10 protein-coding genes are annotated in these 8,644 nt (G+C 46.0%); 8 read left to right on the top strand and 2 right to left on the bottom strand.

The window, feature by feature from the left end; all coding sequences use genetic code 11:
* The first annotated feature begins 383 nt into the window (after positions 1-383).
* The 4 genes from ACOCD9_RS11205 to fmt all read left to right on the top strand — a co-directional run bounded on the left by ACOCD9_RS11205 (position 384) and on the right by fmt (position 3,498).
* A complete protein-coding gene (locus ACOCD9_RS11205) occupies positions 384-752 on the top strand; it encodes a ribbon-helix-helix domain-containing protein (RefSeq protein ID WP_002803329.1) in 369 nt (122 codons plus the stop codon).
* Complete coding sequence (locus tag ACOCD9_RS11200; protein WP_287704041.1) at positions 749-1,168, top strand: putative toxin-antitoxin system toxin component, PIN family; 420 nt, start codon at positions 749-751, stop codon at positions 1,166-1,168. The genes ACOCD9_RS11205 and ACOCD9_RS11200 overlap by 4 nt, the downstream gene beginning before the upstream one ends.
* Before the next feature lie 515 nt (positions 1,169-1,683).
* Positions 1,684-2,478: a peptidoglycan editing factor PgeF gene (pgeF, locus tag ACOCD9_RS11195; RefSeq protein ID WP_287704044.1), complete on the top strand. Its 795-nt coding sequence runs from the start codon at positions 1,684-1,686 to the stop codon at positions 2,476-2,478.
* A 42-nt stretch (positions 2,479-2,520) separates the two neighbouring features.
* Positions 2,521-3,498 (top strand): methionyl-tRNA formyltransferase, encoded by a 978-nt coding sequence (gene fmt, locus ACOCD9_RS11190; RefSeq protein ID WP_419547481.1) that lies wholly within the window; start codon positions 2,521-2,523, stop codon positions 3,496-3,498.
* Positions 3,499-3,527: 29 nt separating this feature from the next.
* Here fmt and ACOCD9_RS11185 read toward each other — a convergent pair whose 3' ends face one another.
* Together ACOCD9_RS11185 and ACOCD9_RS11180 are read right to left on the bottom strand one after the other, a co-directional pair.
* The gene (locus tag ACOCD9_RS11185; RefSeq protein WP_287704048.1) at positions 3,528-3,908 is read right to left on the bottom strand and encodes a cyclic nucleotide-binding domain-containing protein; all 381 of its coding nucleotides are present in this window, start codon (positions 3,906-3,908) and stop codon (positions 3,528-3,530) included.
* A gap of 201 nt (positions 3,909-4,109) precedes the next feature.
* A complete protein-coding gene (locus ACOCD9_RS11180) occupies positions 4,110-4,916 on the bottom strand; it encodes a TlyA family RNA methyltransferase (protein WP_287704050.1) in 807 nt (268 codons plus the stop codon).
* Between the two features lie 139 nt (positions 4,917-5,055).
* Between ACOCD9_RS11180 and ACOCD9_RS11175 the strand changes: the two genes are divergently transcribed.
* The 4 genes from ACOCD9_RS11175 (at position 5,056) to ACOCD9_RS11160 (ending at position 8,506) form a co-directional block, all read left to right on the top strand.
* The gene (locus tag ACOCD9_RS11175) at positions 5,056-5,277 is read left to right on the top strand and encodes a hypothetical protein (RefSeq protein WP_002736250.1); all 222 of its coding nucleotides are present in this window, start codon (positions 5,056-5,058) and stop codon (positions 5,275-5,277) included.
* A gap of 113 nt (positions 5,278-5,390) precedes the next feature.
* Positions 5,391-6,392, top strand: coding sequence for a circadian clock protein LdpA (ldpA, locus tag ACOCD9_RS11170; protein WP_419547480.1), 1,002 nt, complete (start codon positions 5,391-5,393; stop codon positions 6,390-6,392).
* A gap of 51 nt (positions 6,393-6,443) precedes the next feature.
* Positions 6,444-8,255, top strand: a complete 1,812-nt coding sequence (locus ACOCD9_RS11165) for a R3H domain-containing nucleic acid-binding protein (RefSeq protein WP_419547479.1) — start codon at positions 6,444-6,446, stop codon at positions 8,253-8,255.
* A 62-nt stretch (positions 8,256-8,317) separates the two neighbouring features.
* Positions 8,318-8,506: a hypothetical protein gene (locus ACOCD9_RS11160; protein ID WP_419547478.1), complete on the top strand. Its 189-nt coding sequence runs from the start codon at positions 8,318-8,320 to the stop codon at positions 8,504-8,506.
* Positions 8,507-8,644 lie beyond the last annotated feature (138 nt).

Here is an 8,644-nt window from a genome sequence, read left to right as displayed (position 1 = left end):
TTTTCTGTCTTCATACCTTTATCCCTATTCCTACTCAACCCGGTTTTGGAGTCTATTTTTTTCTCTCTTATCTTTGCTCAAAAACTATATATATATTTGCGCACGGATTCCCATTATCTAAAAAGTCTAAAGCAAGTCTCGCCATTTGTCAAGGGTTTTTCTGAAAATCTCCCCACGTCCCCAGTTCCTGGAAGATTTTGAACATTTGCCCCCCGAACAGTTGCTGAGTGCTATTATGAAAAAGGATGCAAGAATCAGGTGGTTGATGGCTGAGATTAAGGGGGTTTTAAATCAGGATAAAGAAAATGTTGTTAGGCATCAGGGTCAGATTAAGGTTTCTACTATATTCAAGCTTTATCTAATCTTCAAACTATTTGGTAATTATGATACAAATTACGTTAACCCCTGAACAGGAACAGTTTTTAGAAAGACAACTGAAAACTGGTAAATATAATACCCCTCAAGAGGTTATCTCTAAAGCGTTTCAGCTATTAGAAGAACAGGAGGATGAAATTATATTACCCGATTATGTTAAAGGGACAGAATCCGCAAAAGCTTTATTAAAAGAAAAGATTAGGAAGTATCGAAAAGAACGGGAACAAAATAAGGACAAACCGATTGATCCTGAAAAAGTAAGGTTAGCAGAAGAATTTAAGCGTTTATGCCAAGAAACCCAAGCTTTACACGCTGATAATCCGTTAACCGATGAAGAAATTGCGGCGGAAATTGAAGCTTATCGGAGAGGAGAATGAGAGTTATTATTGATACAAATATCCTTATTTCTGCGGCGGTTGCTGATGGAAAACCAGAAAAGGTGATTAATTTTATTATTAGTCATGCTGATTATGATTGGATAGTATCACAGGAAATTTTAGATGAGTATAGAGAAGTTTTACAGCGAAAGAAGTTAAAACTACGTGATACCAAGAAAGCAGAATGGTTAACTTTAATTGAAAATAGCACAAAGTTAATAGAAGTTAATGTTAATGTTGACTTTACAAGGGATCCGAAAGATGCTAAGGTTATCGCTTTAGCAAGGGTTAGTGAGGCGGATTTTTTGATTACTGGTGATCGGGATTTTGAGGAGATGATAGAATTAGAACAAACGGTTATTATTTCGGTTTCTTTGTTTTATGATTTGTTTATAGGTGAGGGTGAATATGAGTGAAAATTGGGATTTAGAATAAGAAATCGTCATCAACGAGATGAAACAACTCAGAAAAAAAGCCATCCAAGAATTAGACGCACTGTTTCCCAGTATCCTAGATAAAACCTTAAAAGGAGAACTATAAATCCTCGATTATTGCCATAATCCCCTGATTAGAGGTATTTGGATAATATTCATCCCCACATAACATTAAAATTAAATCTGCCCTTTCCCCAATCTGTCGCGAATCTCGAATAATGCTTTGTTTAATGCTTGTCGGGGAGAGAAATTTTCCGTCTTCATACCTTTACCCCTATCTCTAGCCAACCCGATTTTTCAGGCTATTTTTTTCTCTCTTATCTTTGCCCAAAAACCCTATATATATTTGCGCACGGATTCCCATTATATAAAAAGTATAAAGCAAGTCTCGCCATTTGTCAAGGGTTTTAAGTAATAATCTTCCGTTGCCGTTTAGCCAAGCTCAGAACTAGGATAGGAGAGAATAAGGTATTATTGCAGCCAGAGAGGCTTAGACTGTGACCAATGTAGCGATCGATGTGCGATTAACCGAGACTTCTCTGTGGCAATGGCAAACATGGCAAGGATTGCCCTATCTTACCTGTAATCTCCTAGAGGATTGGTCCCACGGCTTTTTTACCCGTCATTATTACCCCCAAACCCCGGAAGCTTTTACGGACGCTTTAGGTGCAAATGTACCGGTTTATCGGGTCAAACAGGTACATGGTGATCGCCTATTAAATCCCCAAGGGATTGCTAACCCAGAAATGGCCGAAGCGGATGGAATTATCACCGATGCTTCCGGTCAAGGGATTTGGGTGGCCAGTGCTGATTGTACGCCCGTACTAATAGGCGATCGCTCTACGGGTGTTGGGGTGGCGATTCATTCTGGATGGAGAGGGACAGCTAAGGGAATAGTTGTCAAAGCAGTTAAGCAGTTATTAAACTCCGGTAGTTGTTTAGATAACTTAGTCTTGGCCCTGGGGCCGGCAATTGCCGGGGAAGTGTATCAAGTCGATGGAGAAGTTGCCGCAGAAGTGGGTTTAAGTTTATTTCCTCAAGAAACCAATCCCGACCAAATTCTGGGGAATTTATTTAACCTCTCCCCTTCCCCCTTATTTGCTGACGAGGAAAAAGGAAAAGTTCGCTTGGACGTGCGACGGGTGATTTATCATCAACTACAACAGTTAGGAATTAGGGATGAACAAATTGCGATCGCTCCTTTTTGCACCTATCAACAAGAAGATCATTTTTTCTCCTATCGTCGGGAAAAAGCCAAAAAAATCCAATGGTCTGGCATAGTTAGTCGTTAATGGTTACTGCACACTGATAACTGAAAAATCCCCCCTTTTCCCATGCGTATTGTTTTTTTCGGAACCCCTACTTTTGCCGTTCCCACCCTAAAAAAATTATTAGCCAATCCCGATATAGAAATAATTGCCGTCGTTACCCAACCGGACAAGCGCCGGGGAAGGGGTAATCAATTAACCCCCTCACCGGTGAAACAAATAGCCATAGAACAGCAAATACCGGTTTTGCAGCCCAAAAGTGTGAAAAAAAATGCTAAAACCTTAAATTTTCTCAGACAATCGCGAGCGGATGCCTTTGTGGTGGTTGCCTACGGACAAATTCTCTCCCCAGAAATTCTAGAGATGCCGAGATTAGGCTGTATTAACGTTCATGGCTCAATTTTACCGAAATATCGGGGAGCAGCCCCCGTGCAGTGGTGCATCGCTAGGGGAGAAAAAGAAACCGGCATTACTACCATGTTAATGGATGCGGGCATGGACACCGGACCGATGTTACTGAAAGCCTACACCTCGATCGCTCTTTTGGACAATGCCGAACAGGTGGGAGCAACCCTAGGGCAAATAGGGGCGGATTTGCTCCTAGAAACCCTCTCTAAGCTCGATCAAGGGGAAATTACCCCAATTCCTCAAAATAACGACGATGCCACCTATGCCCCTTTAATTGAGAAATCCGACTATCTAATCCCCTGGCAAGATTCGGGCCGGACAATTCACGATCGAGTCCGGGGTTTTTATCCTAATGCGCTGACCACTTTCCGGGGACAACCCCTAAAAGTGATGGCCACTATTCCCCTAGACGATCCTAGTCAACTGCCTCCAGAATTACAGACAAAAGACCTTTCTCATCTAAGCGGAGAAGTGGGATCGATCGTGGCTCTCTGGAAAAATTTCGGGCCAGTAGTGCAGACGGGAGCGGGTTTATTATTATTGAAAGAAGTGCAATTATCGGGAAAACCTCCGCGTTCTGGTGGGGATTTGGTCAATGGTTCCCGTTTAACTATCGGTGAGACTTTCGGTCAATAGTTTTCGGGGTATGGCTTTCTTTTGCTCCTCTATGCTTCACTGGTGAAGATTTTTTTTAACTTGCGAAAGCGATCGGAATAACTTCTTAACACTTCGATCGCAAACATGGGGGTTTCCTGCACGGCAAATAAAAACTGCGGTTGATTGAGATAGGCTAATTTACAATCAGTTTTAGCGATAGCTGTGGATTCTCGCAGTTTATCTGGGTGCAGGAGCGCTCCTGCTCCGAATACTTCCCCTTTTTGTAGAGTTTCTATCAATTGTCCCTTGATATACATCTCCACTTCTCCGCTAAGAATACCGTACATTAACTCGCCCTCCGTGCCATCGGCAAAAATAACTTCACCAGTTGGAAAAGTGCGATCGGGATGATTTTCGAGAATTTTAATCGTCTCTACGGGACTTAACATGATTTAACAAGAATTTTTCGGGTTATCCCTCCCATTTTCCGATATATTGAACTCCCCGATCATCGTTTTTGTATGTAAGAATACATCTCCCCACACCCCACACCCGTTCGGACCTCGGCGTGAGCTCGGTCGAACGCTGAGCTCACGGCCGAAGCCCACACCCCACACCCCACACCCCACTTCCTTGACAAAACACCGGGGTTAAAACTGTTCGATCGCTGCTTGGGTGATTTCTGCGATCGCGGCTAAACTGGGACTAACTGGGCCGGTATCGGTGGATAACCAGAGAAGATACTCGACGTTACCCGCAGGTCCGGTAATGGGAGACCAAGTTAAACCCCGATAGAACCATCCTAAGACTTCTGCGGCCTGTAAAACCTGAAAAATTGCCCCTGCTTGGTCTTGGGGGTCGCGAACTACCCCTTTTTTGCCGACTTTTTCCCGTCCCACCTCGAATTGGGGTTTGACTAATAAAATCGCTTCTCGCGGTGGATTTAATAGCGTCCACAGGGTCGGTAAAACTTTGGTCAAAGAAATAAAGGACAGATCCATAACTGCTAAATCGGCGGGTTTTTCCTGTCCGTATAACTTTTCTGGGGTTAAATAGCGAAAATTAGTTCTTTCTAGTAAAATAACTCGTTGATCCTGCCGTAAACTCCAGGCCACTTGTCCATAACCCACATCGACCCCATAAACCCGTTTTGCCCCTTTTTGCAAGAGACAATCGGTAAATCCCCCCGTGGAAATGCCTCCATCTAAACAAATGCGATCGCTGACATCAATGGCAAACAATTCTAAGGCCTTGGCTAATTTTTCGCCCCCCCTTGACAAATAGGGCAGTTTCTGCTTAACCTCGATCGCCGCTTCTGGATCGATTTCTGTGGCCGGTTTATCGATGATTTGATGATTGACTTTCACCTCTCCAGCGCGAATTAATCGCTGTGCCTGTTGACGGGAATCACAGAGATTTTTGGCTACTAATAATAAATCTAATCTTTCTTTCGGCAAGGAAGGCCTCCCAATAATCACCGCCTAATTCTAAAAAATACCTTATTTTTCCCCAAGCAATCCCAGAAAGAAGATTATAAGTAAAGAAAGGGACAAGCGGAACCCATCAGCCAAATTTTCGCTGCCATCACGATATTTTATGGATAAAGATACTCGATTCGCCATTTTGGTCATTGGCATCCCCTTTCTAGGACTAGCTTACTGTGGCTTGATTTTTGCCGTGATGATTTATTGGGTCTGGGCCCGGGAACATCCCGTGACCATGGCCACTTTTTTCGTCCTTGCTCCTTCTTTGATTTCTGGCTCTATCTGGCTGTTAGCTTCCTATAAAGCCCGTCAAAAGCAGCGTTTGGGTTTATAGTTCAATGTAGAGGCCGATGGCATTCGTCCAAGAAGAATTAATAATCATTCTTTAGTCAGAATCAGAGCAGCACAGGGCTGACATTTAGGGGCTGGGCGCGATAGGATAAAAAAGTGCTAGATAAAAACCCCTCTCCCTTACAGTCCCTAGTTGCGGGTCACTGGTTCAAGCTCATCTGTGGAGCTAGTTACCAAGATTTGCCCACGATTCGCAACCTCGCCTTGGCCTATACTATCGCCGGGGCCGATTGTATTGATGTGGCTGCCGATCGAGCCGTGATCCTTGCGGCCAAGGAAGGCATGGAAACCGCCGCCAAAATCGCCGGATTCCCTGCCAATCAACGACCTTGGTTGATGGTCAGTCTCAATGATGGGGAAGATCCCCACTTTCGTAAAGCTGTCTTTAACCCGCAACTCTGTCCGGTCGATTGTCCCCGTCCCTGCGAAAAAATCTGTCCCGCTTATGCTATTGATGGGGGGGGAGTGATTGAACAGCGCTGTTATGGTTGCGGTCGCTGCTTACCCGTTTGTCCAGAGCAAATAATCGAGACAAGATCCCGTGTCTGTCAACCCGCAGAAATTATCCCCTTAATTGTCGAAATGGGAGTCGATGCGATCGAAATTCATACCCAAGTCGGTCATGGAGAGGAATTTGCTCGACTCTGGCAAGCGATCGCACCTTTAACTAAAAACTTAAAAATCCTGGCCATAAGTTGCCAAGATCATGAATATATCATTGATTACCTCCACTATCTGCAAGAAACTATTTCACCCCTAAGCTGTCCTCTGATTTGGCAGACGGACGGCCGACCGATGAGTGGCGATATCGGCAAAGGGACCACCCACCCGGCCATTAATATGGCCAAAAAAGTCCTTTCCAGCAATCTAGCCGGATTTGTGCAGTTAGCCGGGGGAACCAATGACCACACCGTGACCAAATTACAGCAACTGGGACTGAGAGAAAAAATCGCTGGTATTGCCTATGGAAGTTACGCCCGTTCATTGATTTTGCCAATTTTAGAGCATTTAGACCAGCCTAACCTTGAAAATGACCCCCAATCTTACCAAGAAGCCCTTAAAGGGGCTTCTATGGTGGTTGCTCAATTACAAGCCTAGCCTTGGTCAAAAAACTATAATATTTTTTTAATTGACAACTAACCCCTAAATGTGTTAGACCCCAAGAAAATCCTGGAAATAAAAACAGCCAATTATCGCCAAAACCCTTTACTATTAATGCCAGAAACCCTACCCTCCTCTCGGATGCCAGTGACCGACGATTTAAACAAACTCTTGGCAATTCTACCCGCTCGGATTCGCGGCAAAATCGAGGAACACCCGCGGCAGCATCAACTAATCGAAGTAGTTATGGATTTGGGACGCATACCAGAAGCGCGTTTTCCCGATGGGGCGATCGATCTGGGAGACGAACCGATCTCAAAAGAAGAAATCCAGTATTCGATCGCCCGGGTGGGCAGTTTTAGCGGTGATAATCGCGCTGGGATTGAACGCACCCTGCACCGCATCAGTGCCATTCGCAATCGAGACGGGGAAATTATCGGTTTAACCTGTCGTATCGGTCGGGCTGTTTTTGGTACGATCACCCTGATTAACGACCTAGTGGAAACAGGAAAATCCCTGCTGCTGCTCGGTCGTCCGGGCGTGGGGAAAACCACCGCTCTCCGGGAAATTGCCCGAGTTTTAGCCGACGATCTTAACAAACGGGTAGTAATTATCGACACCTCCAACGAAATCGCCGGAGATGGAGATATTCCCCATCCGGCCATCGGTCGCGCTCGTCGGATGCAGGTGTCCCGTCCGGAATTACAGCATCAGGTCATGATCGAAGCGGTGGAAAACCATATGCCAGAGGTAATCGTGATTGATGAGATCGGTACGGAATTAGAAGCTCTGGCCGCTCGCACGATCGCCGAACGCGGGGTGCAGTTAGTGGGAACCGCCCACGGCAATCAATTAGAAAATTTAATTAAAAACCCGACTTTATCGGATTTAGTCGGGGGAATTCAGGCAGTAACTCTCGGAGACGAAGAAGCACGCCGCCGGGGTTCTCAGAAGACCGTTTTAGAACGCAAAGCACCCCCCACCTTTGAGATTGCCATCGAAATGTTGGAACGTCAGCGCTGGGTGATTCACGAGGACGTATCCACCACTATCGACCAACTGCTGCGGGGACGGGAAGCAATTGCCCAAATCCGTTGGGTAGATGAGGAGGGAAAAGTACAGGTCGCTCAGGAAGAACCAAAACCGGAAAACCTCACCCCTTTGCGCGGCAATTATCTGCCAGAAATGGATAAACCCAAGGGATGGCGGGCCGATGGCCGGATGACCCCCGTGGCCCGTTTCCCTGCGGGCCCTCTCAACCGGGAAAACGATTTCGATCGCCTCCTCGAACAATCTTGGCTACAGGAAGAACCGGAAACGGAAAAAGTCCGCGTCCCCGGTCCTAATGGCGAAGATTGGCCGGTTTATGTCTATCCCTACGGGGTTAGTCGCGCTCCGATCGAACAGGTAGTACAGGCCCTAGATTTGCCGATCGTGTTAACCAAAGATTTACAGGGGGCCGATGCGGTGCTGGCCCTGCGTTCCCACGTTAAAAATCAGTCAAAATTGCGGCAAATTGCCAAAGTAAGACAAATTCCCATCCATGGCATCAAATCCAATACCCTGCCCCAAATTTCTCGCGGTTTAAAGCGGATTTTGGGCATTGATGACCCGATGAATCAGGAAGGTGCGGATCTGCGTTTATTTGCCCGCAGCGGTAGTGATGACGAGATCGAAGCTTTGGAGGAGGCCCGGTTAGCGGTGGAACAAATCGTTATCCCTACCGGCCAACCGGTGGAGTTACTGCCGCGCTCGGCGAAAGTGCGGAAAATGCAGCACGAATTAGTGGAACATTACCGTCTCCAATCCGATAGCTTCGGAGAGGAACCGAATCGCCGTATTCGCATCTATCCAGCTTAGGAGTCAGGAATTTAAGGCGACGCACCCTCATCATTATCGGTACAGGGACGGCGATCGGTGCGGTGGCCTCCCTGATTATCCATCGTCCCCAATCGGGGGCGGAATTACGGGCTAAAATGCCCCTAGCTGCAATAATTAAGCTCTGTCTCGATCTGGCTAGTTTCATCCTAGCCAGATCGACTATCTCGATGGTTATTTGGGGAATTCTCTATCCCTATCTTACCCATCCAGAGCCATCGGGTTTTAACTAGGGCTTGCTGAATAAATCTAAAAACCTTGTTGGATAAGGCTTTTAGACTTTTTTTCCCTCAAAAAGTGCCGACCATTGGAGGGATCGGGGGTAAAATTCAGGTACTTTTTCCCTGAAAATTAGGTAACTGACTACCTCA

The organism is Microcystis sp., assembly GCF_048564745.1.
Lineage (GTDB): Bacteria > Cyanobacteriota > Cyanobacteriia > Cyanobacteriales > Microcystaceae > Microcystis > Microcystis ichthyoblabe_A.
This window is presented reverse-complemented; position numbering and strand designations above follow the sequence as displayed.

Coding starts and splice junctions, on each gene's coding strand:
- ACOCD9_RS11205 (WP_002803329.1), top strand. CDS start 384: ATGATACAAATTACGTTAACCCCTGAACAGGAACAGTTTTTAGAAAGA.
- ACOCD9_RS11200 (WP_287704041.1), top strand. CDS start 749: ATGAGAGTTATTATTGATACAAATATCCTTATTTCTGCGGCGGTTGCT.
- fmt (WP_419547481.1), top strand. CDS start 2,521: ATGCGTATTGTTTTTTTCGGAACCCCTACTTTTGCCGTTCCCACCCTA.
- ACOCD9_RS11185 (WP_287704048.1), bottom strand. CDS start 3,908: ATGTTAAGTCCCGTAGAGACGATTAAAATTCTCGAAAATCATCCCGAT.
- ACOCD9_RS11175 (WP_002736250.1), top strand. CDS start 5,056: ATGGATAAAGATACTCGATTCGCCATTTTGGTCATTGGCATCCCCTTT.